The organism is Ensifer sp. MJa1 (assembly GCF_037026475.1).
Lineage (GTDB): Bacteria > Pseudomonadota > Alphaproteobacteria > Rhizobiales > Rhizobiaceae > Ensifer.
Genome location: NZ_JAKUMO010000013.1, coordinates 101,537 through 127,015, shown reverse-complemented (window position 1 = coordinate 127,015; position 25,479 = coordinate 101,537). Strand labels below are relative to the sequence as shown.

The 25,479-nt window shown below is 62.9% G+C and carries 26 protein-coding genes; 13 read left to right on the top strand and 13 right to left on the bottom strand.

What is annotated here, in order from left to right; genetic code table 11:
* Positions 1-32: 32 nt before the first annotated feature.
* A complete protein-coding gene (locus tag MKZ91_RS18495; RefSeq protein WP_336172524.1) occupies positions 33-545 on the top strand; it encodes a GNAT family N-acetyltransferase in 513 nt (170 codons plus the stop codon).
* A 302-nt stretch (positions 546-847) separates the two neighbouring features.
* Here MKZ91_RS18495 and MKZ91_RS18490 read toward each other — a convergent pair whose 3' ends face one another.
* Complete coding sequence (locus MKZ91_RS18490; protein WP_336172523.1) at positions 848-1,462, bottom strand: TetR/AcrR family transcriptional regulator; 615 nt, start codon at positions 1,460-1,462, stop codon at positions 848-850.
* A gap of 130 nt (positions 1,463-1,592) precedes the next feature.
* Between MKZ91_RS18490 and MKZ91_RS18485 the strand changes: the two genes are divergently transcribed.
* A complete protein-coding gene (locus tag MKZ91_RS18485; RefSeq protein WP_336172522.1) occupies positions 1,593-3,059 on the top strand; it encodes an MFS transporter in 1,467 nt (488 codons plus the stop codon).
* A 245-nt stretch (positions 3,060-3,304) separates the two neighbouring features.
* Here the strand turns inward: MKZ91_RS18485 and lepA are convergent, their stop codons facing one another.
* Together lepA and MKZ91_RS18475 are read right to left on the bottom strand one after the other, a co-directional pair.
* Positions 3,305-5,131, bottom strand: coding sequence for a translation elongation factor 4 (gene lepA, locus MKZ91_RS18480; RefSeq protein ID WP_427345131.1), 1,827 nt, complete (start codon positions 5,129-5,131; stop codon positions 3,305-3,307).
* Positions 5,132-5,201: 70 nt separating this feature from the next.
* Complete coding sequence (locus MKZ91_RS18475; RefSeq protein WP_336172520.1) at positions 5,202-6,443, bottom strand: MFS transporter; 1,242 nt, start codon at positions 6,441-6,443, stop codon at positions 5,202-5,204.
* Between the two features lie 207 nt (positions 6,444-6,650).
* Here MKZ91_RS18475 and MKZ91_RS18470 point away from each other — a divergent pair, with 207 nt between their 5' ends.
* The 4 genes from MKZ91_RS18470 to MKZ91_RS18455 all read left to right on the top strand — a co-directional run bounded on the left by MKZ91_RS18470 (position 6,651) and on the right by MKZ91_RS18455 (position 9,525).
* Positions 6,651-7,229 carry a helix-turn-helix domain-containing protein gene (locus MKZ91_RS18470; protein ID WP_336172519.1) on the top strand — a complete coding sequence of 193 codons (579 nt, stop codon included), beginning with the start codon at positions 6,651-6,653 and terminating at the stop codon, positions 7,227-7,229.
* Between the two features lie 2 nt (positions 7,230-7,231).
* Entirely contained in the window at positions 7,232-7,759 is a 528-nt protein-coding gene (locus MKZ91_RS18465; protein ID WP_336172518.1) for a GNAT family N-acetyltransferase, read from the top strand.
* A 283-nt stretch (positions 7,760-8,042) separates the two neighbouring features.
* Positions 8,043-9,068, top strand: coding sequence for a histone deacetylase family protein (locus MKZ91_RS18460; protein WP_336172517.1), 1,026 nt, complete (start codon positions 8,043-8,045; stop codon positions 9,066-9,068).
* Between the two features lie 103 nt (positions 9,069-9,171).
* Complete coding sequence (locus MKZ91_RS18455) at positions 9,172-9,525, top strand: antibiotic biosynthesis monooxygenase (RefSeq protein ID WP_336172516.1); 354 nt, start codon at positions 9,172-9,174, stop codon at positions 9,523-9,525.
* Positions 9,526-9,598: 73 nt separating this feature from the next.
* Here the strand turns inward: MKZ91_RS18455 and MKZ91_RS18450 are convergent, their stop codons facing one another.
* Complete coding sequence (locus tag MKZ91_RS18450) at positions 9,599-10,237, bottom strand: exopolysaccharide biosynthesis protein (protein WP_336172515.1); 639 nt, start codon at positions 10,235-10,237, stop codon at positions 9,599-9,601.
* Between the two features lie 248 nt (positions 10,238-10,485).
* Between MKZ91_RS18450 and MKZ91_RS18445 the strand changes: the two genes are divergently transcribed.
* Positions 10,486-11,148 carry an OmpA family protein gene (locus tag MKZ91_RS18445; RefSeq protein ID WP_336172514.1) on the top strand — a complete coding sequence of 221 codons (663 nt, stop codon included), beginning with the start codon at positions 10,486-10,488 and terminating at the stop codon, positions 11,146-11,148.
* Between the two features lie 79 nt (positions 11,149-11,227).
* Here the strand turns inward: MKZ91_RS18445 and MKZ91_RS18440 are convergent, their stop codons facing one another.
* The 6 genes from MKZ91_RS18440 to epmA all read right to left on the bottom strand — a co-directional run bounded on the left by MKZ91_RS18440 (position 11,228) and on the right by epmA (position 17,257).
* On the bottom strand, positions 11,228-12,043 hold the full coding sequence (locus MKZ91_RS18440; protein WP_336172513.1) for a class I SAM-dependent methyltransferase: 816 nt from the start codon (positions 12,041-12,043) through the stop codon (positions 11,228-11,230).
* Positions 12,044-12,151: 108 nt separating this feature from the next.
* On the bottom strand, positions 12,152-13,579 hold the full coding sequence (locus tag MKZ91_RS18435) for an MFS transporter (RefSeq protein WP_336172512.1): 1,428 nt from the start codon (positions 13,577-13,579) through the stop codon (positions 12,152-12,154).
* An 83-nt stretch (positions 13,580-13,662) separates the two neighbouring features.
* The gene (gene sigJ, locus MKZ91_RS18430; RefSeq protein WP_336172511.1) at positions 13,663-14,559 is read right to left on the bottom strand and encodes an RNA polymerase sigma factor SigJ; all 897 of its coding nucleotides are present in this window, start codon (positions 14,557-14,559) and stop codon (positions 13,663-13,665) included.
* Positions 14,559-14,990, bottom strand: coding sequence for a carboxymuconolactone decarboxylase family protein (locus MKZ91_RS18425; protein WP_336172510.1), 432 nt, complete (start codon positions 14,988-14,990; stop codon positions 14,559-14,561). Before MKZ91_RS18425 ends, sigJ begins: the two co-directional genes overlap by 1 nt.
* A 165-nt stretch (positions 14,991-15,155) precedes the next feature.
* Positions 15,156-16,208, bottom strand: coding sequence for a lysine-2,3-aminomutase-like protein (locus MKZ91_RS18420; RefSeq protein ID WP_336172509.1), 1,053 nt, complete (start codon positions 16,206-16,208; stop codon positions 15,156-15,158).
* Positions 16,205-17,257 (bottom strand): EF-P lysine aminoacylase EpmA, encoded by a 1,053-nt coding sequence (gene epmA / locus MKZ91_RS18415; RefSeq protein WP_336172508.1) that lies wholly within the window; start codon positions 17,255-17,257, stop codon positions 16,205-16,207. The genes MKZ91_RS18420 and epmA overlap by 4 nt, the downstream gene beginning before the upstream one ends.
* Positions 17,258-17,417: 160 nt before the next feature.
* Here epmA and efp point away from each other — a divergent pair, with 160 nt between their 5' ends.
* Positions 17,418-17,987 (top strand): elongation factor P, encoded by a 570-nt coding sequence (gene efp / locus MKZ91_RS18410; protein WP_336172507.1) that lies wholly within the window; start codon positions 17,418-17,420, stop codon positions 17,985-17,987.
* A 175-nt stretch (positions 17,988-18,162) separates the two neighbouring features.
* Complete coding sequence (locus MKZ91_RS18405) at positions 18,163-19,404, top strand: cyclopropane-fatty-acyl-phospholipid synthase family protein (RefSeq protein ID WP_336172506.1); 1,242 nt, start codon at positions 18,163-18,165, stop codon at positions 19,402-19,404.
* Here MKZ91_RS18405 and MKZ91_RS18400 read toward each other — a convergent pair.
* The gene (locus MKZ91_RS18400) at positions 19,394-20,224 is read right to left on the bottom strand and encodes a lipo-like protein (RefSeq protein ID WP_336172505.1); all 831 of its coding nucleotides are present in this window, start codon (positions 20,222-20,224) and stop codon (positions 19,394-19,396) included. The genes MKZ91_RS18405 and MKZ91_RS18400 overlap by 11 nt on opposite strands.
* Positions 20,225-20,390: 166 nt before the next feature.
* Between MKZ91_RS18400 and mbfA the strand changes: the two genes are divergently transcribed.
* A complete protein-coding gene (mbfA, locus tag MKZ91_RS18395) occupies positions 20,391-21,374 on the top strand; it encodes an iron exporter MbfA (protein ID WP_336172504.1) in 984 nt (327 codons plus the stop codon).
* Positions 21,375-21,479: 105 nt separating this feature from the next.
* Here mbfA and MKZ91_RS18390 read toward each other — a convergent pair whose 3' ends face one another.
* Positions 21,480-22,100 (bottom strand): transglutaminase-like cysteine peptidase, encoded by a 621-nt coding sequence (locus MKZ91_RS18390; RefSeq protein WP_336172503.1) that lies wholly within the window; start codon positions 22,098-22,100, stop codon positions 21,480-21,482.
* A gap of 289 nt (positions 22,101-22,389) precedes the next feature.
* Positions 22,390-23,190, bottom strand: a complete 801-nt coding sequence (locus MKZ91_RS18385; protein ID WP_336172502.1) for an alpha/beta hydrolase — start codon at positions 23,188-23,190, stop codon at positions 22,390-22,392.
* A gap of 219 nt (positions 23,191-23,409) precedes the next feature.
* Here MKZ91_RS18385 and infC point away from each other — a divergent pair, with 219 nt between their 5' ends.
* From infC to MKZ91_RS18370, 3 genes are all read left to right on the top strand, one after another.
* Entirely contained in the window at positions 23,410-23,946 is a 537-nt protein-coding gene (gene infC, locus MKZ91_RS18380) for a translation initiation factor IF-3 (RefSeq protein WP_173518054.1), read from the top strand.
* 205 nt (positions 23,947-24,151) lie between these two features.
* A complete protein-coding gene (locus MKZ91_RS18375) occupies positions 24,152-24,721 on the top strand; it encodes a hypothetical protein (RefSeq protein WP_336172501.1) in 570 nt (189 codons plus the stop codon).
* A gap of 254 nt (positions 24,722-24,975) precedes the next feature.
* Positions 24,976-25,479 (top strand): PepSY domain-containing protein, encoded by a 504-nt coding sequence (locus tag MKZ91_RS18370; RefSeq protein ID WP_336172500.1) that lies wholly within the window; start codon positions 24,976-24,978, stop codon positions 25,477-25,479.

Below are 25,479 nucleotides of genomic sequence, written 5' to 3'. Positions count from 1 at the left end.
ATATGATAAGACATTTCAGGAGGCCATTTTTAATGACGAACGAGACCAGGACGATCCATGTGCGCCCGGCGCGGCACGACGATGCACCAGCGCTGTGCGCCTTCCTCAACGAAATCATCCGCATCGGTGGCACCACCGCCCACCAGACGCCATTCACGTCCGAAGCCTTTGTCGAGCATTATCTCGCCGGTCCAGGCTTCGTCAGCTGCTTCGTCGCCGAGGACGAAACCGGTGCGCCCTGCGCCTTCCAGGCACTGGACCGCTGGGATGGAATTCCCGAGGATTGGGCCGATATCGGAACCTTCTCGCGTCCCGGCAACAAGGTTCCCGGCGCCGGCACAGCGCTCTTCAAAGCCACCTGCGATTTTGCCCGCTCGATCGGTCTCAAAGCCCTTAACGCCACCATCCGCGCTGACAATACCGGCGGGCTTGCCTATTACGGCAAGATGGGTTTCGTCGATTACAAGGTCGACAAGGCGGTGCCGCTGAAGGACGGCAAGCTGGTGGACCGCATTTCGAAGCGGTTTTTGCTTGGGCAGGCGTGACGTGGATGCTCTCGCACTGACGCTGCCTCACTCTCCGCGACGTCATCCTCGGGCTTGACCCGAGGATCCAGACCCAAGCCCGAATGATCATGAGCCAGACCCGAGGCCAATCGGCCAACTTTCCATTGTTGACGCCAATGCTTAGATTTTGCAGGGCTGGATGGCGGCCCTGCGTCGGATGCATCTTCGCTGCCCCGCCCTTCGTCGGCATGACCGGCCATACACGCAGCTCACCGATGCATGCATCCTCGGGTCAAGCCAGAGGATGACTGAAACAGAGGACGTCCGCGTTCCGTTCCGGGCTACCGGCCGCCTCTTTGCACCATGGCAACGATCGTCTCGTAGAGTTCGCGCTCCGCCTCGTCGGCCGTGATCTCTCCTGTCGCTGCAGCATTGGACAGGCCATCGGCGGCGCCAAGCATTGCCCAGAATCCGGCCGCAGCTATGCCCTTCTCATCCGTGAACGGGCTCAGCACCTTTCGGCACTTCTCGATGTAGACCCGTTGGTAAGCCCGCTTGACGGTCTCAAGCTCGGGTGAACCGGCAAGCGCCGCCAGCACGCCGGGGATCTCGCGGCCCTGCGTCAGCACGCAGTCGACATAGGACGAGGCAATGGTCCTGGCTGTTGCCTCCAGTGTCGGCTCGCTCGCCGCAATGGCAGCGTCCATCACCACCGTCTGGCGTGCGTCGAAGTCCTGGTAGAGCGCCGCAAGCAATCCGTTGCGCGTGCCGAAATGGTCGTAGACCACCGGCTTGGCGACGGCAGCCTCTTCGGCCAGGCGCGGCAGCGTCAGCGCATCGGTTCCCTCCTCGCGAACGAGCCTCCACGCCACATCGATGAGCTGATTTAGCCGTTGTTCGCGGGTGAGACGAACGCGTTTCGTGGCGACAGGGTTCTTTTCCGTTGCGCTTGACATCACTATATACCAAAAGTAACTTACCTGAAGTATATAGAACTAAACCTCCGACCGCAACCATTCGCCAGCCTCATCGCCGGCGGCGGACGCGGCATGCGATCGCATGCCGTTCGCAAAGGATTTGTGCCCGATGACTGACACTTCTCTATCAAGATCCACAGATCGAAGCGCGTGGCTCGGCCTGATCGCCGTGCTGCCCCTGGTGCTGCTCGTGGCCATGGATGGCTCCATCCTCTATCTCGCCATGCCGCGCGTGACCTCGGCGCTCATGCCCACCGCCGACCAGGCGCTCTGGATCCTCGATATCTACGGCTTCGTGGTCGGGTCACTGCTGATCGCCTTCGGCAATATCGGCGATCGTTATGGCCGGCTGAAGCTGATCATGATCGGTGCCGTAGTCTTCGGCGCTGGATCGCTCGGGGCTGCCTATTCGCAGTCACCCATGGCGCTGATCGCCTCGCGGGCGCTGATGGGGCTCGGTGGTGCGACCTTGCTGCCCTCTGGGCTTGCGATCGTCAGCGCCCTGTTCCCCGACCCGCGCCAGCGCGCCCAGGCGATCGGCATCTTCGCGGCCACCTTTGCCGCCGGCTTTGCCATCGGTCCGGTTCTCGGCGGCCTGCTGTTGCAGCGGCTGGAGTGGGGTTCTGTGTTCCTGATCAATGTCCCCTTCGTGCTCGGCTTCCTGGTCGCCGCACCGATCCTCTTACGTGAAGTGCGCACCACGACTTATGGCCGCATCGACCTGCCGAGCTTCGTCTTGTCCTTTGCCGGCATCCTGCTCTTCACCTATTCGCTGAAGACGGCTGCCGTCCACGGATTCACGGCGCTGCAAGCCGCCGCCGGGATCGTCGGCATCCTTGCGATCGCGCTGTTCCTTCGCAGGCAAACGCGGATCGCCTATCCGCTGCTCGACCTTAGTCTGTTCCGCGACCGGATCTTTTCCATCGCCGTCCTCACCGGCCTCCTGCCGCTGGTCGTCTGGTCCGCTGTCGGCTACCTCTCGGGCATCTATCTGCAGTCGGTGCTGGGCTTTGACGTCTTCACCGCGGCGCTGCTGACCTTGCCCGGCGCCGTCGTGCTCATGGCAACCTGTGTCGGCACGGCCCGCATCGTCGATGAGATCGGCCGCAGGACGGCGCTCGTCGCGACGCATTTCCTGATCGCGGCCGGTGTCTTCCTCCTTCTCTTTACGACCGCCGAGGCTGGCGTCGCCCTCTTCATCGCCTCGACTGTTGTTGCGGGCATCGGCTACGGCCTTTCCTTCAGCCTCGTGGCCGAGATCGCCGTGTCGGCCGTGCCTGCCGAACGCGCCGGTGCGGCCGGTTCGATCGCCGAGACCAGCAACGAACTCGGCAACGCATTGGGCATCACCCTGCTGGGCTCGCTGGCGGCGCTCAGTTTCCGCCTCTTCGGTCCCGGTGTGGCGGGTACGCTCAATGAAACGCTCGATCAGCCGGACCTGTCGCCCGAAACGGTCGGTCAAGCCAAGGAGGCTTTCCTCACCGGCCTGCATGTGGCCGCCTCCGTCGGAGGGCTGGCACTCCTCGCATTGGGCATCATCGCGTGGCTCTGGCTGCCGAAGAAGCTGCCGGAGTGAGGGTCACGAGAATTAACGGACATCGCGATCGGTGACCGTGACGTGAGAACCCGGCAACGATGCATTGGTGGTCGAGGGCGATAGAACAGCCCTGCAATTCAAGCATTGCCAACCCTCTCGGTTGTCATCCTCGGGCTTGAGCCCGAGGATGACGTCGGAGGAGACGGCGAGACTCCCACACAAAAAAGAAAAGGGAGGCAAAGCCTCTGGCAATGCCTCCCTGATCGATCCGACCTGACTGGTCCTCACTCGTCGCCCATCTTGAGCGCGGCGATGAAGGCCTCCTGCGGGATCTCCACCTTGCCGAACTGGCGCATGCGCTTCTTGCCGGCCTTCTGCTTTTCCAAGAGCTTGCGCTTGCGGGTGGCGTCGCCGCCGTAGCACTTGGCGGTCACGTCCTTGCGCAGCGCCGAGATGGTCTCGCGGGCAATGACGTTGCCGCCGATCGCCGCCTGGATTGGGATCTTGAACATGTGCTTCGGGATCAGCTCCTTGAGCTTCTCGCACATTTCGCGGCCGCGCTTCTCCGCCGCCATCCGGTGCACCATCATCGACAGCGCGTCGACCGGCTCGCCGTTGACGAGGATCGACATCTTCACAAGGTTGCCTTCCTTGTGCTCGGTGATCTGGTAGTCGAACGAGGCGTAGCCCTTGGAGATCGACTTCAGCCGGTCGTAGAAGTCGAAGACGACTTCGTTGAGCGGCAGGTCGTAGGTCAGCATCGCGCGGGTGCCGACGTAGGTCAGCTCGATCTGGATGCCGCGGCGGTCCTGGCAGAGCTTCAGGATACCGCCGAGATAATCGTCGGGGGTCAGGATCGTCGCGCGGATCCACGGCTCGTGGATTTCCGAGATCTTGACGACGTCGGGCATGTCGGCCGGGTTGTGCAGCTCGCGCTCGGAACCGTCGGTCATGAACAGCTTGTAGACGACCGAAGGGGCGGTCGCGATCAGGTCGAGGTCGAACTCGCGCTCCAGGCGCTCCTGGATGATTTCGAGGTGCAAGAGGCCGAGGAAGCCGCAGCGAAAGCCGAAGCCGAGGGCTGCGGACGATTCCATTTCGAAGGAGAACGACGCGTCGTTGAGGCGCAGCTTGCCCATCGCCGAGCGCAGGTCCTCGAAGTCGGCAGCATCAACCGGGAAGAGGCCGCAGAAGACCACCGGCTGTGCCGGCTTGAAGCCCGGCAGCGCCTTGTCGGTCGGGCGCTTGTCCTCGGTGATGGTGTCGCCGACGCGGGTGTCGGCCACTTCCTTGATCGAGGCGGTGATGAAGCCGATCTCGCCGGGCCCAAGCGCATCCATCGCCACCATCTTCGGCGTCAGCACGCCGACGCGTTCGATCGTGTACTTGGCGTCGGTGCCCATCATGCGGATGGTCATGCCCTTTTTCAGCGTGCCGTCGATGATGCGCACGAGAACCATGACGCCGAGATAGGTGTCGTACCAGCTGTCGACGAGCAGCGCCTTCAAAGGGGCGGCGTCGCCGCCGTCGCTCTTCGGCGCCGGCAGCTTGGTGACGATCGCTTCGAGCACGTCGGGGATGCCGAGGCCGGTCTTGGCCGAAATCAGCACCGCGTCGGACGCGTCGATGCCGATCACTTCCTCGATCTGCTCCTTGATGCGGTCGGGTTCGGCCGCCGGCAGGTCGATCTTGTTGAGCACGGTGACGAGTTCGTGGTTGTTGTCGATCGCCTGGTAGACGTTGGCGAGCGTCTGCGCTTCCACGCCCTGGGAGGCATCGACGACGAGCAGCGAGCCTTCGCAGGCCGACAGCGAGCGCGACACCTCATAGGCGAAGTCGACGTGGCCGGGCGTGTCGATCAGGTTCAGCACATAGGTCTCGCCGTCATTGGCCTTGTAGTGCAGGCGCACCGTCTGGGCCTTGATGGTGATGCCGCGCTCGCGCTCGATATCCATGCTGTCGAGCACCTGCTCGGACATCTCGCGCTCGGCGAGGCCGCCGGTGGACTGGATCAGCCGGTCGGCAAGCGTCGACTTGCCGTGGTCGATGTGGGCCACGATCGAGAAGTTGCGGATATGCGAAAGGGGCGTTTTCGAAGATGTTGTGCTCATGGGCCGCATATAGCAGTGCCTTCAACCGCCGCAAAGCGGGAAATGAAGGCTTCGTTCACTATAAATCAGGCTATTCGGCGCTCGCCTCTGCTTCAACAAGAGCGCCCGCGTTGGGCATCTGTGCGCTCCTGATCTCGAAGCTCTCGCGCTCGGCCACCGGAACCTCGTCCCGTTTCCTAAGGCGTGCCAGCACGAAGAGCGCGTAGAGGGCTGCAACCACCATAGCCGCATAGATGAAGGTGCGCGGTCCAAAGACCGGCATCAGCAACGTGACCAGCAAGGGCACCACCGTTGCGGCGGTCGACCAGGCGACCAGCATGGTGCTCGCAAGCGGCACGAAATCGGCCGGATCCGTGCGGTCGTTGGCATGGGCATTGGCGATCGAATAGACAGTCTCGACTGCGCCGGCAAAGAGAGCGAAGACCAGCATCAACAGGATCAGGTTGTTGAACGAGGCGGAGAGCGCGAAGAAGCCGGCGGCAAGAATCAAGAAGCAGGTGCCGATCAGCACGAGGCGGCGGTCGATCCGGTCAGACAGTGTGCCCATCGGATACTGGATGGCGATCAGGCCGAACTGCATGACGAACATCAGGTTGGCGATGTCGCCCTGGCTGACATCGTTGGCGGCGGCATAGATCGGCGTGAAGCCCTGCACCACCATCGAGAGGCCGCCGGCGGCCAGCACGCCGATGAAGGCGACCGGCGAATTGCGCCAGACCATGGGGATGTCGATGCTGACCTTGGCAGGTGCCGGCGGGGTCGGCAGTCGCGTCAGCCCGATCGGCAGCAGCGCAAGCGCCGTGAAGAAGATGGTGACGAGCGGCGGCAGGTTGCCGTCGGCGGGGATCTGGCCGAACAGCCAGGCGCCGGTGCCAAGGCCGATGACATAGGCCATGTAGAACAGCGCCATCGCCTTGCCACGCCAGTGGTTCTCACTCGCATGGTTGAGCCAGCTCTGGGCGATGATGAAGTTGGTGTTGCCGGACGCGCCATAGAGCCCGCGGGCAAGAACCCACAGCAGCGGGTGCATGCCGAGCGCGATCGTCAGGGCGGAGAGAATGACGAGCGCCATCGAGCAGGAGAAGGCGCGGGCATGGCCGACGCGACGGATCATTGGTCCGGCAATGACGCAGCCGACCAGCCCGCCGAAAGCGATCATCGTCACAGCGGCACCCGGCACCCAGTCCGGCGCGTCCGAGCGCGTCAGCGCGAAGGGAACGTAGGCGAGCATCATGCCGTTGCCGATCGCAACCGCCGTCATCGAGGCGACGATGCTGGCGATCGAGGTCAGCGAAGAAGGCTGCTTGGTCATGGTCAACCTGTCGGTGAGGGCCGCATGTGGCGTGGCGATTGAGAACTATCTAAAGTATTGAAGTGTAAGCTTTTCTCGATTTTGGCCGCAAGGTCGCCACTATAGCCGAAAGAGCGGTATCGCGCTGTCGCCAAAGCGGCATCGCATGCCCGTATTTTCAGCCTTTCCACTCTTGACTCCATTATATGAGAAATGCAATCTCAAATAATGGAAAACGCAACCGACCCCTTGGAATATGCCATCGGCGAACGCATCCGGGCGCTGCGCGCGGAGCAGGCCCTGACGCTCGATGAGCTCGCCGCCAGCTCCGGCGTCAGCCGGGCGATGATCTCACGCATCGAGCGCGGCGAGACGAGCCCGACGGCCCAGCTTCTCGCCAAGCTTTGCAGTGCGCTCTCGACCACGCTGTCCGCTCTTTTTGCTTTCGAGACAAAGGAAGCGTCGCCGGTTGCAAGACGCGCTGACCAACGCCTCTGGCGCGATCCGGAATCCGGCTATCTGCGCCGCTCGGTGTCGCCGGAGGGCCTCGGCTCTCCTGTCGACATCGTCGAGGTCGAGTTTCCGCCCGGTGCCCGCGTCGTCTTCGAGCGGCAGCTGTCGGACCGGGGCATCACCCAGCATCTCTGGCTGTTCTCCGGCCGGCTGGAGCTGACAATGGAATCCGGCCCCCATTCACTTGAGCCCGGCGATTGCCTGTTCATGGGCCTGGAACAGGCCCACATTTTTCACAATCCGCACGATGAGCCGGCTCACTACGCCGTCATCCTCTGCCGCACCAAGGTTTGACCATGTCCGATATAGAGATCCGTCTGCTCGATGAATCAGAGGCCCGTGCGGCCATACCGGCGCTTGCCGCGGTGCTGTCCGATTGCGTCGAGGGCGGCGCGTCGGTCGGTTTCATGCAGCCCTATCCGCCGGAAAGCGCTGTTGCCTATTGGCAGGGTGTCGCCCAGTCGGTGGCGGCAGGCGACACGCTGTTGATGGTGGCGGAAGTGGAGGGGCGGGTCCTCGGAACCGTCCAGGTCGGCGTCGCGCAGATGCCGAACCAGCCGCATCGCGGTGACCTGAAGAAGCTGCTGGTCCACCGCGCCGCTCGTGGCAAGGGTCTGGCGCGCCGGCTGATGGACGCGGTCGAGCGCGAGGCAGCTGCGCGCGGCAAGACGCTGCTGGTGCTCGACACTGCGACCGGCAGCGAGGCGGAGGCGATCTATCCGCGTCTCGGCTGGGAGCGCGTCGGCGTCATTCCTGATTATGCGATGTGGCCGGAAGGCGGCCTCTGCGCCACCACGTTTTTCTACAAGCGGATCGCGGCTTAGCGAGATTGCAGTTCCTGGAGACTGCCCCTCATGCTGACCCTCTCCCCGCAGGCGGGGAGAGGGAACGCGGAAGTTCCGCGGATACCTCATCTGCCATATCCGGATATCTTGCGAGTTGAGCATGGAGCAAGTGCGTGCAACGGGTGTCCTTCGCTCCGCTTGCGGGGAGAAGGTGGCCGGCAGGCCGGATGAGGGGCGCGTGCCGAGGCGCTAGGACGCGGTTGCCAAGCCGGCACGCTGGGGTAGGTTATCGGCACCCTTCTTGCCGTTCAGGACCCACTCCATGCGCATCTTCTACTCCGAGGACCACAAGCTTCGCGACGCCAAGACCGAACTTTTCGGCGGCGAACTGGTGACCCCCTTTGAGGCGCCGTTCCGGGCCGAATGGATTCTCAAGGCGGTGAAGGAGGCGGGATTCCATGATGTCGTCGCACCCGATCACCATGGCCTCGAGGTTGCTCTCAAGCTGCATTCGCCTGACTACCTCGACTTCCTCGAAACCGCCTGGGCGCGCTGGGTGGCCGATGGCTATCGCGGCGAGGCGATAGCGACCTGCTTTCCCGCCCGGCGCATGCGCCAGCACCCGCCGCGCGATATCGACGGGGCAATCGGCTACTACTCCTTCGCCGCCGAAACGGCGATCACCGAGGGCACCTATGCCGCCGCACGTGCTGCAATGGACTGCGCGCTTTCGGCCGCCGACCATGTGCATGCCGGCAACCGCGCCGCCTTCGCGCTCTGCCGGCCGCCGGGACACCATGCGGCGATCGATCTCTATGGCGGCTATTCCTTCATCAACAATGCTGCTTGTGCTGCCCAGCGCCTAAAGGACCACGGCGCGTGCAAGGTGGCGGTGCTTGATGTCGACTTTCACCACGGCAACGGCACCCAGGATATCTTTTACGAGCGCGGCGACGTCTACTTCGCCTCGCTGCATGGCGATCCGGTCGATGCCTTTCCGTATTTCCTCGGCTTTGCCGATGAGGAAGGGGCCGGCGAGGGGCAGGGTACGACGAAGAACTATCCCATGCCGCGCCGCACCGGCTACGACGTCTGGTCGGCGGCGATGGAAGACGCGCTGTCGCGTATCGCCGCCTTCGGTGCCGAGGCACTGGTCGTTTCGCTCGGCGTCGACACCTTCGAGCGCGACCCGATCTCCTTCTTCCGTCTGAAGTCCGACGACTATATCCGCATGGGCGAGGCGCTGAGGCGCTCGGGCCTGCCGGTGGTCGTCTCCATGGAGGGCGGCTACGGCGTACCGGAGATCGGGCTCAATGTCGCCAACGTGCTGAAGGGCCTTTCCGGCTGACAGCGCTCGCCTAAGAGAAAAAGCGATAGACCGCTATTGACCTCAGCTTTACTTGAGGTCGTACGACTGCTCCCGTTCAAAAGAGATCAAGAGGAAAAGAGCAATGAGCAGTCTGTCAAACCCGGCCGTCGTGGCGCCGCTTTACCGCATCAACAAATACACCGTGCCGCTGGACGCGCGTCAGCAGTTCGTCGAACTCGTCGACAAGACGCTTGCGGTCATCCGCAAGCAGGACGGCTACGTCAAAGACCTGTTCCTGGAGCAGCATGCCGGTCCCGGCCAGTTCGATTTCATTACCATGATCGAGTTTGCCAGCGCCGACGTTGCGCCGAAGGTGGCCGCCGCTCTCGTAGAGTTTGACCGTAAGCTTGGCCTTGACCGAGAAGCGCTGATGAAGACGCTCGGCATCCGCACTGATTTTGCCAGCTACCGGGCCTTCGGCGGTCTGGCTGCCTAGAAGCAATTTCAGGAACCAAGCGGCCCGGCAACTTGGCCGGGCTCATTCAAGCAAGTGCGGGATCGCCCTTTCGTCAGGAAACGAAGAACGTCGACAGGCCCTGGCCGGCGGCAAAGGCCATGTAGGCGAGCACGGTGAAATAGACTGATGTCGCGATCAGGAAGAGATAGCCGCCGGCCACCATCAGTCCGTCACGCTGGATGATGCCAAGCGAGAGCAGCAGGATCGCGATACCCGGAAGCGTGTTCGACAGCGGGATCAGCCCGAGCGGGAACATCAACAACACGCCGCCCGCCATGATCATCAGGCCGTTGAAGCGGTTCATCACCGTTCCTTGCGTCAGGAAGCCGAGGCGTGGCCGGACGTAACGGTCGAGCTTGGAGACGAGGCTCGCCCCCTTCTGCAATGTCGGTACCAGTTTCTCGGTCTCGATCTTGCGGTCGAGAATGCGCTGCGGCACCCAGGGCAGGCGGTTGAGCGTGATCGAAACGGAGATCAGGATGATGGCCGCGCCGAAGACGGTGCTGACGCCGGGGATCGAGACCGGCAGAAGGAAGGGCAGCGTCAAGAGCGCGCAGAGCAGCAGGAACCCCTGTTCGCCGATCTCGGTCATCAGCTCGCGCAGCGTGATGGTCTCGCCGCGGATCGAGGCAATCATGCCGTTGAGCGTGTCGCTGAGACTGCGTTGCGTGTCGCCGAACTCGATTGCCATCGATACCTGCCTCATTTCCTATTGATGCGCGGGACCGCGGCTGCGCAGAGCTTCCTGGTCCCGTTTCCGGGTGTCCGTCCTATCAAGGGCATGTGAAGGATCGGTTATGGTGTGCCCCGATCGGCACACCGACTGCTGGCAAACGCCATTTGCCGGTAAACCATGGCGTGATTGGGACGCCTCTTCATCTTCCTGCCGCAATCCGTAGTATGAAGCAACTTTGAGCACCAATGGGGACAACTGATTCCATGATCAAGAAATGCGCCATTCTGGCAGTCGCCGCCCTCTATCTTTCGGGTTGCACCACCACTGATCCCTATACGGGTGAACAGAAGATGTCGAATACTGCCGGTGGCGCGCTGATCGGCGCTGGCCTCGGTGCAGCGACCGGTCTGCTGGTTGGCGGTAGTGCTGCCGGTCGGCGCGACTCCGCACTCGTCGGCGCCGCGATCGGCGGTCTCGGCGGCGGCCTGATCGGCAACTACATGGACAACCAGGAAGCCGAACTGCGCGCCCAGCTTCAGGGCACCGGCGTTTCGGTCACCCGCGCTGGCGACCGCATCATCCTCAACATGCCGTCGAACATCACCTTTGCGACCGATCGCGACCAGGTGATCCCGGCCTTCTACGACACGCTGAACTCGGTGGCGATCGTACTGCGCAAGTTCAACAAGACGATGATCGACGTCGACGGTCACACGGATGCGACCGGCAGCGCCTCCTACAACCAGGGCCTTTCCGAGCGCCGCGCCGCTTCGGTTGCCAACTACCTGGCTGGCCAGGGCGTCGACCAGCGCCGCATGTCGGCCATGGGCTACGGCAAGGAGCGTCCGATCGCCTCCAACTCGACCGAAGCCGGCCGCGCGCAGAACCGCCGCGTCGAAATCTCGATCGCGCCGATCAAGGCCTGATCCGAAGCGATCGGTCACCAGCTATCGAAGGGCTGCGCCGCACGGCGCGGCCCTTTTTTCATCCGCCCTCGCAAGTGGGCTAGAAACGGTAGCGCAGCAGCCGTCCCATGCGACGCAGCATGGGGATTGCGCTGAAGAAGTGGATGGCAACCCGCGCCACCGGCGACATGCGCGCGATCTGGCCGGCGTCGTAGTTGTGGATGTCTTCGAGCAGGGTCAGTCCGGCCACGTCCCGTTCCAGTGCGCGCGCATCCTCGATGCCCCAGCGCAACTCGGCGCCGGTGGCGCGCAAGGATGGATTGAAACGCAAAAGCTCGATGCCGAGGTGACTATAGGCATCGAAGACGATTTCGCCGCCGGAAAGGCACGTCGTTAGCCGGCGCAGAAGATCGAGCACGTCCTGGCCGCTGAGATAGGGCAGCACGCCCTCGGCGACGACGATGGCCGGCCGGTCGCTCGGGATCTCGTCGATCCAGCTCCTTTCGGTGATGGATGAGGCAATCATCGTGCAGCCGGCTCTCTCGGGGAAGAGTCGTCGTCGCAGGGCGATCACATCGGGAAAGTCGACATCGAACCAGGCGATCGAAGACGACGGATCGAGCCGAAGGATACGCGTGTCGAGGCCGCAGCCGAGGTTGAGCACGGCCGCATCCGGATGGCGGTCGATGAAGGCCCGCGTCCACCGATCGAGCATATAGGCGCGCATCGCGATGCCGATCGTCATGTCGTGGCCGACATCGGGTGTTTTCGCCTTGCCGTCGAGGCGTCGCAGGAGGTCGGCGGCAAAGCGGTCACGCAACAGAGAATCGGGCAACGCACTCTCCGCGGCCTTCGCCCGGAGCGTGATCAGCAGCGTTTCCCGCACGCCATGAAGGCCGATGCTCTCGGCTTCCATTGTCTCCTCCCTAAGGCGGCTCCTCGTCGGTCGATGCGTTCAGGTACCATAGCCTTTCGACGAGCGGGTCCGCCGTCCCGTCCGGCGGACCCCAGCGCCCGAGGACGCCTATGCGTGTTGGCGCCTTGCTCGCCAGACGCGCCTCGCAGTGAGGGCCGCAAGTGCCGGCATCAGCGAAAACAGCCAGAACAGCCATGTCGTTGCCAGTGCGACACCATCCTGCGTTGGCGACTCGATGCCGGCGACGTTGGCGGTCAGTCCGGCAAGGGCGGCACCCAGTGCGGCGGCAAAGAGTTGCACCGTGGTGATCGAACTCGAGGCTTTCTCCGCTTCTCCATCGGGCGCGAACTCGTAGACAGCGGTTACGATGTGCGGCCAGGCAAAACCCATGCCGAAGCCCACGGCAATGATGCCTGCGCACAGCGGTCCGGCGATCGCCATAAACACAGCGCCTGCCATCGGCATGAACAGGGCGATGAGCGCCAGGCCGACGAAACCGCAGGCCGGACCGGCGAAGATCGTCTGCTTTGCGCGTTCCCCATGCCAATGGGCACTCGCCATCGAACCCATCGTCCAGCCGATCGACATCAGCGCTGCGATGTAGCCGGCCAAAAGCGGCGACAACTCGTGCAACTCCTGCAGCAGATACGGCACATAGATCTCCGGCTGCAGGCCGATCATCAGCAGAGTAATCGTAGCATAAAGGGCGGCAAGCGGGGAGGCGAGCGTGAAGCTGCCTGATGGCAGCAGCCTGCCTTTTGCCCGTCGCTCGGTGAGCAGCAGTCCGAGGAAAAGGACGATGGCAGCGCCGACGCAGGCAATTTGTTCGAAGGCCGAGCCGCGCGTACTTGCGACCGAGAGCGCAAGCACGATGCCGACGAGCAGCAGCAGCTGCATCACGGGGAGCGGCGTACGTTCTTCTTCGTTGGTGGCCTTGCGCGGCAGCGTCGAGAAGGCGAGGGCTGCCAGAAGTGCCGTCAGGGGCAGCAATGACCAGAAGGCGGCGCGCCAGGTGGAAAATTCCGCAAACATGCCGCCGATCGCCGGCCCGATCAGTGTGGCCGTGCCCCAGGTCGCCGAGATGAGCCCGATGGCGCGGGTCCATAGCTCCGGCCGGAAAACCAGGCGGATGACGCTGTAGGCGAGGGCATAAAGCAGCCCCCCGCCGAAACCCTGGATCGCGCGGCCGGCGAGCAGCATCGCCATGGATGGCGCGATGGCGCAGAGAAGCGTGCCGAGACCAAAGACGAGCGCCCCGATCGCATAGGCGCCGCCGGCGCCGACGGCACCGAGCAGGCGGGCCGAAAGGGCCGCTCCGAGAATGGAGGCAGCGACGAAGACCGTTGTGCTCCAGGCGTAGTATTCGAGCCCACCGATCTCGCGCACGATCGACGGCATGATCGTCGTCACCACGTAGATGTTGAGCGCATGCAGGGCGACGCCACCGCTGAGTACCAGCGAATGTATGGCGTTCTCACCCGAAAGCAGCGCCCGCCAGCCGGTTTCCTGTTGGGGGATAGGAGTTTTTTCAAGCATGTCAGAACCTCGGTGTGGCACAAGCGCGCTCAAGGGCACTGGCGGTTCGCCAGCCTCCTGGTCGGCAGCGCAGCGCCGCAATGTCAGTGGAGCGCAGCCTCGCCGAAATGCGTGAGCTTGTCCGGGTTGCGCATGATGAAGATGTCGTCGACGTTTCCGTCGCCGTCATAGCCGAAGGCGACGGTCGCGGCGATCTCGTTTTTCGCCTCGTCCCGAAGCACAATGCCGCGGCCGCCGTTGATGTCGCCGATTTCCCAGACGTAATGCGCCCAGTATTCGGTGAGCCGGTCGATGATGAAGGCGAGCACCGCTTCCTTGCCCGAGAGCACGCCGAGCACGGTCGCGACCTTGCCGCCGCCGTCCGCCGTCAGCTTTACGTCGGCCGAAAGCAGCGCCGAGAGCGAGGCGACATTGCCGCCGTGGATCGCCCGGTGAAAAGCCAAGAGCAGCTCGTCCTGCCGTTCACGCGGCGTCTGGTGCCGGGCTTTTTCGAGGCCGATATTGGTCTTGGCGCGCGACACCAGCTTGCGGGCGGCGGTTTCCTGCATGTCGAGCGTTTCGGCCACTTCCTCATAGGGTTGGCCGAAGATTTCGTGCAGCAGATAGGCAGCGCGCTCCTTCGGCGTCAGCCGTTCGAGCATCAGTAGGAATGCCGTCGTCAACGACGAGGTCAGCGCCAGCTTTTCCTCGGCATTGTCGTCGCTTGCCGTGTGGATCGGTTCCGGCAGCCACGCGCCGACATAGTCGACGCGCTTGCGGTGCGCGGCCTTCAACAGATCGAGGCAGCGCCGCGTGCAGGCGGTGGTGAGCCAGGCGGCCGGTGTGTCGATCGAGGCGCGGTCGACCTCCTGCCATTTCAGGAACGTGTCCTGAACCGCATCCTCGGCGTCGGCGCGCGAGCCGAGGATGCGGTAGGCAAGGCCGAGAAGGCGCGGGCGCGCCTCCTCGAACATCTGCATGTGGCTGATGTCGCTCATCATCAGTGCCTCGAGATCTGAATGCGGTTCCAAAGGTTGATCATCGCCACCGTCGCGGTGATGACACTGATTTCCTTTTCGCTGAAATGCTGGCGCAGTTCGGCACGAAGGGGGCCAAAATCGGTGCGCGGCTCGAGTTCGGTCAAGGCTTCGGTCCAGGCGAGCGCTGCCTTCTCGCGCGGCGAAAAATCATTGACCTGGTCCCAGACGATGATCCGGTCGAGCCGCTCGCTGCTTTCGCCCTCGGTCCGGGATTCCTTGGTGTGCATCTTCACGCAGAAGCCGCAGCGGTTGATCTGCGAGGCGCGCAGCTGGACGAGATTGTGGATCGTCCGGTCGAGCCCGTGCAGGTCCATGGTCTTGTGCACATCGGCGAGGGCGCCGAGTACATCGGGGATTTCCTGATCGTAGCGGACGGCTTTGGTATCGGTCATGGTCTCAACTCCATCGTCGTTGTGTGCCTATGACCAGTTGACGATTGACGCCGGGACGCTGTGACGCGCCTCTCAAGATTTTTCTCGCGTGATGCCAAGAAAAATGCACTACCTGAATATTTTGAAGAAGTTTCAATAGGTTGACGGGTGGGGGTTGGCGGCGCGTTAGGCCTTCGGGGGGTAGCTATGCTCGCCGCCGCGAAAATCCGTGACCGTGTAACAGCCGCCGCCGTCGGCTTCGATCGTGGCCGCGCTGATCACCGCCTTGCCGTGGCCGCCGGGGATGTCGAGGATGTAGGTCGGCTGGCAGAGGCCGGAGACCCGCCCGCGCAAGGCTGAAACCAGCGCCTGGCCCTCCTCGATCGTGAGGCGGAAATGGCTGGTGCCGGGCGCCAGGTCCGGATGATGCAGGTAATAGGGTTTGATCCGCGTCTCGACGAAGGCGCGCATCAGGCTTGCCAGCACCTCCGCATCGTCGTTGATGCCCTTCAGAAGCACCGACTGGCTCACCATGGCGATTCCGGCGTCGATCAGCCGCGCCGAGGCGGCGCGCGCGTCCTGCGTCAGTTCGCGTGGGTGGTTGGCGTGCAGCGCCACATAGGTCGCCTTGCCGCTCGCCTTCAGCGCTTCGATCAGGCTTGCGTCGACGCGCGACGGCTCGACCACCGGCACGCGGGTATGAAAGCGGACGATCTTCACATGCGGGATCGGCTTCAGCCGTTCCATGAGCTCGGTCAGCCGGCGCGGCGACAACACCAGCGGATCGCCGCCGGTGAGGATCACCTCCCATATTTCCTCATGATCAGCGATATAGGCGATCGCCGCGTCGAGTTCGGCCGGCGTCAGCGTGCCGAGCCCCTGCGGCCCGACCATTTCGCGGCGGAAGCAGAAGCGGCAATAGACCGGGCAGACATGCACGGCCTTCAGCAGCACCCGGTCCGGATAGCGGTGGACGATCCCCGTGACCGGGCTGTGCGGCTTGTCGCCGATCGGGTCTTCGCGCTCTTCGGCAAGCAGCGTCAGTTCGGCGGCATCCGGCACGAACTGCCGCGCGATCGGGTCCGCCGGGTCGTTTGGGTCGATCAGGTTGGCAATGGCGGGGCTGATCGCAACCGCATAGCGCTCGGCGACCGCAGCGACCGCGGTCTCGCTGGCGCCGTCGACGAGGCCGGCTTCCACCAGTTCGCGCGCGGTCTTGATCGGGCGGTGGACGTTCACGCTCGTGTCTCCGCCACCGGCGCCCAGAGCACCTGGTCGATGCGCGCCGCACCGGTTGCAAGCATCACCAGCCGGTCGAAGCCAAGTGCGATGCCGCTTGCCTCGGGCATGATCGCAAGTGCTGCCAGAAAATCTTCATCGAGCGGATAAGTCTCGCCGTAGACGCGGGTCTTCTCCGCCATTTCCATCTCGAAACGTCGGCGCTGCTCGGCGGGATCGGTCAGCTCGCCAAACGCATTGGCGAGCTCGACGCCGCAGGCATAGAGCTCGAAACGCTCGGCGACGCGGCGATCGCGTGCGGCCGGTCGCGCCAGTGCTGCCTCGGCCGTCGGGTATTCGTCGAGGATCGTTGCACGGCCGAAGCCGAGATGCGGCTCGACCTTTTCCACGAGCACGCGGCTGAAGAGATCGGCCCAGGTGTCGTCGGAGGCGACGCGGAGGCCGGCCGACGTCATCGCCGTGGCGAGATGTTCGCGATCGGTCTCGCCGCTCGGGGCAATCGAGGCGAGAAGATCGATGCGGGCAAAGCGTTGGAAGGCCTCCGCCACGCTCAGCCGTTCCGGCGTCGCGAAGGGATCGCAATTCTGTCCCTGGAATGCGAACCGCTTCGTGCCGGTGGTTTCGGCCGCCAGCGCCAGGATCTCGGCGCAGTCGCGCATCAGCGCCTCGTAGCTTTCGCCGGCGCGATACCATTCCAGCATGGTGAATTCGGGGTGATGCAGCGGCCCGCGCTCGCGGTTGCGGTAGACATGGGCGAAACAGGCGATGCGCTGTTCGCCGGCGGCCAGCAGCTTCTTGCAGGCAAATTCCGGTGAGGTGTGGAGGTAGAGCGGGTGGCTGGTGCCGTCGTGGTTCAGAGCCTCGGTGGCGAAGGCATGCAGATGCGCCTCGTTGCCGGGCGAGACCTGCAGCGTCGCCGTGTCGACCTCGATGAAATCGCGCGCGTCGAAGAACCGGCGCAACGCCGATTGCACCCGGTTGCGGCCGAGAAGAAACGGGCGCCGGTCGGCATGGACATCGGGTGTCCACCAGGGTGAGGCATGCGGCATGGTCGGTTCAGTCCAGGCTTTCTTCGTGCAGACAGCGGCTCAGGCTGGCTATTTGCGCGAAATTAGGGTAGTGGCGGCGCGAAATCCTTCTTTCCGCGTCCTTCAGGGCCAGTGTTTCCGGCCCGCCGTGTCGCGCATACCTCTGTTACAAGGAAGACTAATGGTCAAGGTCATCGCTTCATCTGTCCGTAAGGGCAACGTTCTCGACGTCGACGGCAAGCTCTATGTCGTGCTTACCGCGCAGAACTTCCACCCGGGCAAGGGCACGCCGGTCACCCAGGTCGACATGCGCCGCATCTCCGACGGCGTGAAGGTCTCCGAGCGCTACCGCACGACCGAGCAGGTCGAGCGCGCCTTCGTCGAAGACCGCGAGCATACCTTCCTCTACGAAGATGCCGAAGGCTTCCACTTCATGAACCCGGAAAGCTATGACCAGCTGGTCATGTCCTCGGACGACATCGGCGACCTGAAGGCCTACCTGCAGGAAGGCATGGCCTGCATTCTTTCGGTCCACGAAGGCCTGGCGATCGCCATCGACCTGCCGCGCCACGTGATCCTCGAAATCACCGAGACCGAGCCGGTCGTCAAGGGCCAGACGGCGTCGTCGTCCTACAAGCCGGCGGTTCTGTCGAACGGCGTTCGCACGCTCGTTCCGCCGCACATCCAGGCGGGCACCCGCGTCGTCATCGCGACGGAAGACGGTTCTTACGTCGAGCGCGCCAAGGACTGATACGGTTCTAAGACCGGCACGATTGTGTATCGCATTGAACGGGGACGGCAGGTTCAACCTGCCGTCCCCGTTGTCGTTCGGGAGCGTCGATCGTCAACCAGAAATTTAGGGGGCGCATTTCGAAAAACGGGTGCTAGGATGCCGGCGCTACGACGCGTGTCACGAGAGGGCCTGCATGTTCCCATTGTCGCATATGATGAAGTCGTTCATTCGCAAGGGTCGCCTGACGGTGATCGATGCCGATGGCAAGCGCCATGTCTTTTCGGGCACGCCGGGGCCGGAAGTGACGATGCGGCTGACCGACAAGAAGCTCTATCGCAGCCTCGTCTTCAATGCGGAACTGGCCGCCGGCGAAGCCTATATGGACGGCACCATGCGCTTCGAGGAGGGTTCGACCCTCCGGGACTTCCTGACGCTGTTTTCGATCAACCGCCTGTCGCTCGGTTCCTACCCGATCCAGAAGGTGCTGCGGGCGATTAAGATGCGCTTCCGCAAGCGCCAGCAGGCCAACCCCAAGGGCAAGGCGCAAGAGAACGTCGCCCACCACTACGATCTCGGCAACGCGTTCTACAAGCTGTTCCTCGATGAGAACATGCTCTACTCCTGCGCCTATTTTCGCGAGCCGAACGAGACGCTCGAAAAGGCGCAGCGCAACAAGCTGAGGCTGCTCGCTTCCAAGCTCTGCCTGGAACCCGGCATGAAGGTGCTGGATATCGGTTGCGGCTGGGGCGATCTCGCGATGTACCTTGCCGAGCTTGCGGATGTTCAGGTGCTGGGCGTGACGCTTTCGAAGGAGCAGCAGGCGCTTGCCACCGAACGGGCGCGAAAGGCAGGGCTATCGGACCGGGTACGCTTCGAGCTCAAGGACTACCGCGATGTCCAGGGTCCGTTCGACCGCATCGTCTCGGTCGGCATGTTCGAGCATGTCGGCGCGCATCACTACGATGAGTTCTTCAAGAAGCTGAACGCCCTGATGCCGGACGATGGGCTGGCCGTGCTGCACTCGATCGGCCATATGAGCCCGCCCGGCATGGCAAGCCCGTGGCTTCGCAAGTACATCTTTCCCGGAGCCTATTCCCCGGCGCTCTCGGAGGTCTTCGAGGTCGTCGAGCGCAACAGTCTCTGGGTCACCGACCTCGAGTTCCTGCGCGTGCACTATGCGACCACGCTCGCGCACTGGGGCGCACGTTTCGAGGCCAACCGCGACAAGGTGATCGCCATGTACGACGAGCGCTTCGCCCGCATGTGGGAATTCTATCTGATCAGCGCCGAGATGATGTTCCGCACCGGCAGCCAGCTCGTCTTCCACATGCAGCTGTCGCGCTCGCGCGATGCAGCCCCGATCGTGCGCGACTACATCACCGATCGCCAGCGCGATTACATGGCCCGGGAACAGGCGCTCGCGCTCAACCTTTGAACGGCTGTTCCGTGTCGCCCTGCCAGCGCAGCCGCTTGTAGTCGAAGCCGAATTCGAGGGTCGGCTTCACGATCGCGAAGAAGGGCGAGAGGTCGAAATCCCTGGGCGTGTAGAGCGAGTGATGACGGATGTGCAGGATCTCTTCACGTGAATAGGTGGAGGTCGCAGACGCCCGCCCCGGTGCGCGCGTGACCTCGGGCAGGATCGGATAGCGGATCTGCTCGAAGGCAGCTGCGATCAGCGTCGAGCAGATCGCCCGCGTCGGATCGCCGGAGCCAAAGGCGAGCAGGCGCCTGCGCCAGCGCACGGGCACCGGCGGTGTCGGCAGGAAGTAGCGCAGCATGTCCAGGATGTTCTTCAGGTCATACTTCATCCCCAGCCGCGAGATCATGAAGCCGACGAGCGCCGTCCGGTCGTCGGGCGTCAGCGCGATCGGCCGGCAAATGCGGGTATTGAACGAGGCGTACTTCTTCAGCGGCACGGCGACGCAGCCCTCGCCGATATTGACCTCGATCAGCTGCGGCCGCTCGATGACAGGCAGCGTCGCCTGGTCGAGCGTCAGCGGCATCTGGTCGCCGGCAAAAAAGGCGGCATGCGACCAGGTCGATTGCGTCAGATACTTGATCGCCGCCGAAACCTTCTGGTTGCCCTCGATCAACAACACGTCGCCCGGCCGAAGTGTGCGCGCCAGCGTTTCCTGGTCGGATGGCGTGTAGGGCTCGTAGCCCAAGGTTTGCGTCTGCAAGCGTGCGGCGAGCCTGGCGCCAAGGCGGTCGAGAAACGTGTCCTTGCTATCGGAAAGCGGATAGATGGTCCTCATCGAGGCAATTGCTCCGCGGAGGGAAAAGGGGGCAATGGGGCGAGCCCATGGTGGCTGAGACGTGACACTCTGTCGAGCAATTGTTGCATGATTGCATGGCTTTGGCCTTGACGGCCGGTTCTCGGATTTCTATTTTAGAATTATTCTAAAGAAGGTTTCTTTCTCCATGTTTTCGCGCCTTTTCTCCCGCTCCAAACGTCCCTTTCTTTCTCTCAGCGAACAGGAAATCCTGGCGCTCGCCATCTCCTCCGAGGAGGACGATGGGCGCATCTATCTCGCCTATGCCGACGCGCTGCGCGCGCAGTATCCGCACTCGGCAAAAGTGTTCGAGGAGATGGCGGAGGAGGAAAGCCACCACAGGCAATGGTTGATCGACCTGCACGTTGCCCGCTTTGGCAACCGTATCCCGCTGATCCGGCGCGAGCATGTGCGCGATTTTCCCGAGCGCAAACCCGATTGGCTGATCGCCGAAATGCCGATCGAAAAGGCGCGCGAGGAGGCGGAGGCGATGGAGGAGACTGCGCACCGCTTTTATGTCCAGGCGGCAGCCAGAACCCAGGATGCTGCGACCCGCAAGCTGCTCGGCGATCTCGCAATCGCCGAAAAATCGCACGAGTCGCTCGCCCGGCGGCTTGGGGAGAAACATACGCCTGAGGATGTGCGCGCCGAGGAGGAGCAGACGTCCCGCCGTCAGTTCATCCTGACCTACGTTCAGCCGGGCCTTGCCGGCCTGATGGACGGCTCGGTCTCGACACTGGCGCCGATCTTTGCCGCTGCCTTTGCCACCCAGGATACGTGGCAGACCTTCCTGGTGGGCCTGTCGGCCTCTGTCGGTGCCGGCATCTCCATGGGCTTCACCGAGGCCGCCCACGACGACGGCAAGCTCTCCGGCCGCGGCTCACCGATCAAGCGAGGGCTTGCCTCCGGCATCATGACGGCGCTCGGCGGCCTTGGCCACGCGCTGCCCTATCTAATTCCACATTTCTGGACGGCGACCATCACGGCCGCGGTGATCGTGTTCTTCGAACTCTGGGCGATCGCCTTCATCCAGAACCGCTACATGGAAACGCCTTTCCTGCGTGCGGCCTTCCAGGTCGTGCTTGGTGGCGGGTTGGTGCTGGCAGCCGGCATCCTCATCGGCAATGCGTGATCGAGCGATCGTGACCGTTGAGCAAGGCATAAAAAAGCAAAGGGCCGGTCAAACCGGCTGCCGGTCAAACCGGCCCTTTCTTAAAACTCTTTGCCTTGGCTCAGATCAGTTGCCGACCGAGCCGACGAGGACTTCCGCGCCGTTCTGGATGGTGACCCAACGGCCGCTGTTATAGGAAGCCTGACGCTTCAGGTAGCGGTAGGGCGTGTGGGTCCAGAGCTTCACGCCGTTTTCGAGGTTGTCGAGGATGAAGTCCCCCTGGCCGGTGCGCACGGTCAACACCGCATGACCCTCGCCATCGGGCTTGCGAACCACGGTGATGAGCAGGTCGCTGGCGGAGAAGCCCTTCTTCATCAAGCGCTTGCGCTTCTCGAGCACGAAGTCTTCACAGTCGCCGGCGTCCTGCGGATAGGACCAGACCTCATCCCTGCCGTGAAGTTCCTGGTCGGTAATCGGCGTGATCTCACGGTTGACGGCGGCATTCACCTGGCGGATGGCAGCCCAGCCGCGTTCCGTCACCCGCGGAGCAACGGCCGCCTTGGACTTCACGTTGCATTCGCTCTTGTACTTCTGACAGAATTCATAGTGCCCGATCGGCTGCGAAGTCGCCGAGCCTGTCTGCATCCAAGGAGAGGAACCCGCCTGTGCGGGAATTGCCGTGTTTGCTGAAATGAAAAGTGCGCAGAACGCCGCGATACTTCCCTTAACTCCAGTCCAAGACGCCATACAGATCCCCTGCAACGCGGTATGCCGGGCTCTTGCGTCCGGACGTATTCGCGCAATCCTGAGTTGAAGGCAGCTTGTGTAGGTCTTTCCCCTGGCGCTGCTCTAATCGTTAATAAAGAGTTAATAGCGTTGCAGGCGCGGAGTCAATCTCCGGAATCGGAGTATCGGATTCATGGTTAAGATCGGATCCGAAGACGCGCCAACCCGTTGCGCCGCAGGCGTTGCGCGGCGTAATCCCTCTTATGGGCAGGCATGTCATGGAAAAGGCGGCGCTTTTTCGCCTGTCTGCTCAGGCCAGCATCGTGCCGATCGCCTGTTTCATTTTAGCAATATCTTCTTCACGCGAAAGGCGATGATCGCCGTCGCGAATGAGCGTCATGACCACGTCGTCGGAGGGCAGGTGTTCCATCAGCAGGAGTGCATGGGTGTAGGGCACATCGGGGTCGCGCATGCCCTGCAGGATATGCACCGGGCATCCGGTCGTGATCGTGCCATCGAGCACCCGGTTGGCGCGGCCATCCTCGATCAGCGCCCGGGTAAAGATGTTGGGCTCGGGGCTATATTCGGACGGTTCCTCGAAATAGCCGCGTTCGGCCAGCGAGGTTCTTTCCGCTTCCGTCAGGTTCGGCTCGATCAGTTCGGCGGTGAAATCCGGTGCCGGAGCGATCAGCACGAGGCCGGCAACGCGGCTTGTATCGCCGCGGCGTCTGAGTTCCTGGATCGCCCTGAGCGCAATCCAGCCACCCATCGACGAGCCGATCAGGATGACGCGCCCGTGTGCCGCGTGGTCGATGACGGCGAGGCTCTCTTCCAACCAGCGCGATATCGTGCCGTCGGTAAAGGCGCCGCCGGAGGACCCGTGTCCAGAGTAGTCGAAGCGCACACAGGCCGTGCCCCGCTCAATCGCATAGCGCTCGACTTCGACGGCCTTCGTGCCGGTCATGTCCGAGCGGTACCCCCCGAGCCAGACCAGTGTCGGCAGTCCGGACGGTGTCTCCGGTTGCCGGACACGCATCGCGATCCTGCGCGCGGCTTCTGCTTTGCCAACGTCGATGAAGCCGATTTCCGTGTCGGTTGGCGTGTCCTGCATGCGATTTCTCTCCAAATGCCCGGTGTCGTGGCGCTTTTCTTTCTAAAACAGATTCGCCTGTGCATCGACAGGTGGTGATTTTCCTTGCGAGCCGTGCTATTGACTCTGCCGTCGCAATTCACACATTGCCGTCGGTGAAAGATTCAGGCGCTTCGTTTGGGATCGCGCCGACGATCGTATCAAACAACATTATGGAAACAGCTCGAGGAGAGTACGACCATTCGCAGACCGTTCAAAGCGGACGCCCCAGTCAAGGAGGGGCCGCGCTCAAACAAGGAAATCCGGGTTCCCCGGGTTCAGCTTATCGATGCCGAAGGCCAGAACATCGGCGTCGTGCCCATTGACCAGGCGCTCCGCATGGCGGAAGAGGCCGGTCTGGATCTGGTCGAAATCGCACCGAACTCCGAACCGCCGGTGTGCAAGATCCTCGATCTTGGCAAGCTGAAATACGCCAACCAGAAGAAGGCGGCCGAAGCGCGCAAGAAGCAGAAGATCGTCGAAATCAAAGAAATCAAGATGCGCCCGAACATCGACACGCATGACTATGACGTGAAGATGAAGGCGATGAACCGGTTCTTCGAGGACGGCGACAAGGTCAAGGTCACGCTGAAGTTCCGCGGCCGCGAAATGGCGCACCAGGAACTCGGCATGAAGCTCCTGCTTCAGGTCAAGGACGACACCCAGGCGATCGCCAAGGTCGAGGCGGAGCCGAAGCTGGAAGGCCGTCAGATGATGATGGTTCTCGCGCCGCGGTAAGCCTTCGCTGAGTGAGCCGGCAGGCACGCCCAGCCGATACTGCGTTGATAAGAAGCCGCCTTCGGGCGGCTTTTTCTATTTCGGCGTCCTTTCGTTCAGGGTCCCTCCGGCACGGCTGACAAAATCCTGACAACCGGCCTCAGCCTCCTGTCAGCCATCGGCTGTCATTCTCCTTGCATGATGCAATCGAGAAGGACGAGAGATCATGCACGCAGCGCTTCGTAAGGCCTTGCTCGTTTCCACTGTCGGCACATGCAGCCTCCTGTCGGCACCCTTGGCCGCCACGTTTGTCGCCGGCGGCCCGACGCATCTCCTCTCGGCTGCAGCGCTCGCCCACGATGACGACGGTGATGATCGCAGCGGCGGCGATGATCGCGGCGACCGTGGCCGCGATGACAGTGGCCGAGACGACCGCGACCACAATCGGGGTCATGATGACCGTGACGACGACAACGACGATCGAGATGATGACGACGACGATCACGGCGGCCCGGGTCGTCACGGCGACGCCGATGATGATGATGATGATGATGATGACGGTCGCCACGGCCGCGATGATCGGGGTCGGCCCGAGATCGAGCTTCGGGTTTCCGAGGAAAGTCTCCGCGGTCTGCGCGACGGGTCACTGATCGCCGTCGACAATCTCGGCCGTGTGCTCGAAGTCGAAGTGGAGTTCGAGCATGGCGTACGCACCGTGACGGTTAAACCGCATCGCGGCGATATCCGCCGAAACCCGGGACCGATCGACAGCGTCTCGATTCAGCCGGCGATCTGATCTTAGCAATATGCCCGGCGCAAAACCCCACAGGCGCCGGCGCGTAGGGCCTGCCGTCATCAGCCCGCCCGGCGGCTTGGCCCAGCCAGTGCATGCCCCCTGTGCCCAGCGGCACAGGGGGCATGCACGTTCTGGCTTTGCAGCCATGGGTGGCGTAGGCTCTTCCGGCGCCCTTCTCGAGACTGGCCCCGCGGATTGGCTGCTCAATCGAAACTGAAGGAACATGCGCGACGGGATGAGATGAAGTTATGGCAATGAGACGACGAGACCTGATCGCGCTCTTTTGCGGCTCGCTGTTGCTGTCGCTTGTGCCCTTGCCCGGCGGCATGGCGGCCTTGGCCAGCGACGACGATTCCGCCAATAGCGGCAGCTCGCATGGCGGCAGCGACGACAGCGACAACAGTGGTCGAGGCGGTGGCGGTCACGGTGGCGATGACGACGATGACGATCGCGGCAAGAATGATGATGACGACAACGATGACGATGCCGATGACGACGACAATTCCGGCCAGGGCAGCGGTCGCCGCAGCGACCAGGAGCGCGCGCGCGATGGGGTCGCGAAGGGCAACATCCTGCCGCTGAAGGACGTCTTGCGTCTGGTCGACGAAGATAAATACGGCAGGGTGATCGCCATTGATCTCAGGCGCTCCGGGGATGGCGACGTCTATCGGCTGCGCACGCGCGATCGGCAAGGAACGATCCGCAATCTGCGTATGAATGCGCGAACGGGAAAATTCATAAACATCTTCGGCTTTTGA

Coding starts and splice junctions, on each gene's coding strand:
- MKZ91_RS18440 (WP_336172513.1), bottom strand. CDS start 12,043: ATGGAAGCCGAGAGCATCGGCCTTCATGGCGTGCGGGAAACGCTGCTG.
- MKZ91_RS18390 (WP_336172503.1), bottom strand. CDS start 22,100: ATGGCGTCTTGGACTGGAGTTAAGGGAAGTATCGCGGCGTTCTGCGCA.
- lepA (WP_427345131.1), bottom strand. CDS start 5,131: ATGAGCACAACATCTTCGAAAACGCCCCTTTCGCATATCCGCAACTTC.
- MKZ91_RS18450 (WP_336172515.1), bottom strand. CDS start 10,237: ATGGCAATCGAGTTCGGCGACACGCAACGCAGTCTCAGCGACACGCTC.
- MKZ91_RS18375 (WP_336172501.1), top strand. CDS start 24,152: ATGCACGCAGCGCTTCGTAAGGCCTTGCTCGTTTCCACTGTCGGCACA.
- MKZ91_RS18475 (WP_336172520.1), bottom strand. CDS start 6,443: ATGACCAAGCAGCCTTCTTCGCTGACCTCGATCGCCAGCATCGTCGCC.
- efp (WP_336172507.1), top strand. CDS start 17,418: ATGGTCAAGGTCATCGCTTCATCTGTCCGTAAGGGCAACGTTCTCGAC.
- MKZ91_RS18465 (WP_336172518.1), top strand. CDS start 7,232: ATGTCCGATATAGAGATCCGTCTGCTCGATGAATCAGAGGCCCGTGCG.
- MKZ91_RS18385 (WP_336172502.1), bottom strand. CDS start 23,190: ATGCAGGACACGCCAACCGACACGGAAATCGGCTTCATCGACGTTGGC.
- MKZ91_RS18425 (WP_336172510.1), bottom strand. CDS start 14,990: ATGACCGATACCAAAGCCGTCCGCTACGATCAGGAAATCCCCGATGTA.
- epmA (WP_336172508.1), bottom strand. CDS start 17,257: ATGCCGCATGCCTCACCCTGGTGGACACCCGATGTCCATGCCGACCGG.
- MKZ91_RS18470 (WP_336172519.1), top strand. CDS start 6,651: ATGGAAAACGCAACCGACCCCTTGGAATATGCCATCGGCGAACGCATC.
- MKZ91_RS18485 (WP_336172522.1), top strand. CDS start 1,593: ATGACTGACACTTCTCTATCAAGATCCACAGATCGAAGCGCGTGGCTC.
- MKZ91_RS18370 (WP_336172500.1), top strand. CDS start 24,976: ATGAGACGACGAGACCTGATCGCGCTCTTTTGCGGCTCGCTGTTGCTG.
- MKZ91_RS18400 (WP_336172505.1), bottom strand. CDS start 20,224: ATGAGGACCATCTATCCGCTTTCCGATAGCAAGGACACGTTTCTCGAC.
- MKZ91_RS18460 (WP_336172517.1), top strand. CDS start 8,043: ATGCGCATCTTCTACTCCGAGGACCACAAGCTTCGCGACGCCAAGACC.
- MKZ91_RS18435 (WP_336172512.1), bottom strand. CDS start 13,579: ATGCTTGAAAAAACTCCTATCCCCCAACAGGAAACCGGCTGGCGGGCG.
- sigJ (WP_336172511.1), bottom strand. CDS start 14,559: ATGATGAGCGACATCAGCCACATGCAGATGTTCGAGGAGGCGCGCCCG.
- mbfA (WP_336172504.1), top strand. CDS start 20,391: ATGTTTTCGCGCCTTTTCTCCCGCTCCAAACGTCCCTTTCTTTCTCTC.
- MKZ91_RS18455 (WP_336172516.1), top strand. CDS start 9,172: ATGAGCAGTCTGTCAAACCCGGCCGTCGTGGCGCCGCTTTACCGCATC.
- MKZ91_RS18490 (WP_336172523.1), bottom strand. CDS start 1,462: ATGTCAAGCGCAACGGAAAAGAACCCTGTCGCCACGAAACGCGTTCGT.
- MKZ91_RS18445 (WP_336172514.1), top strand. CDS start 10,486: ATGATCAAGAAATGCGCCATTCTGGCAGTCGCCGCCCTCTATCTTTCG.
- MKZ91_RS18495 (WP_336172524.1), top strand. CDS start 33: ATGACGAACGAGACCAGGACGATCCATGTGCGCCCGGCGCGGCACGAC.
- MKZ91_RS18405 (WP_336172506.1), top strand. CDS start 18,163: ATGTTCCCATTGTCGCATATGATGAAGTCGTTCATTCGCAAGGGTCGC.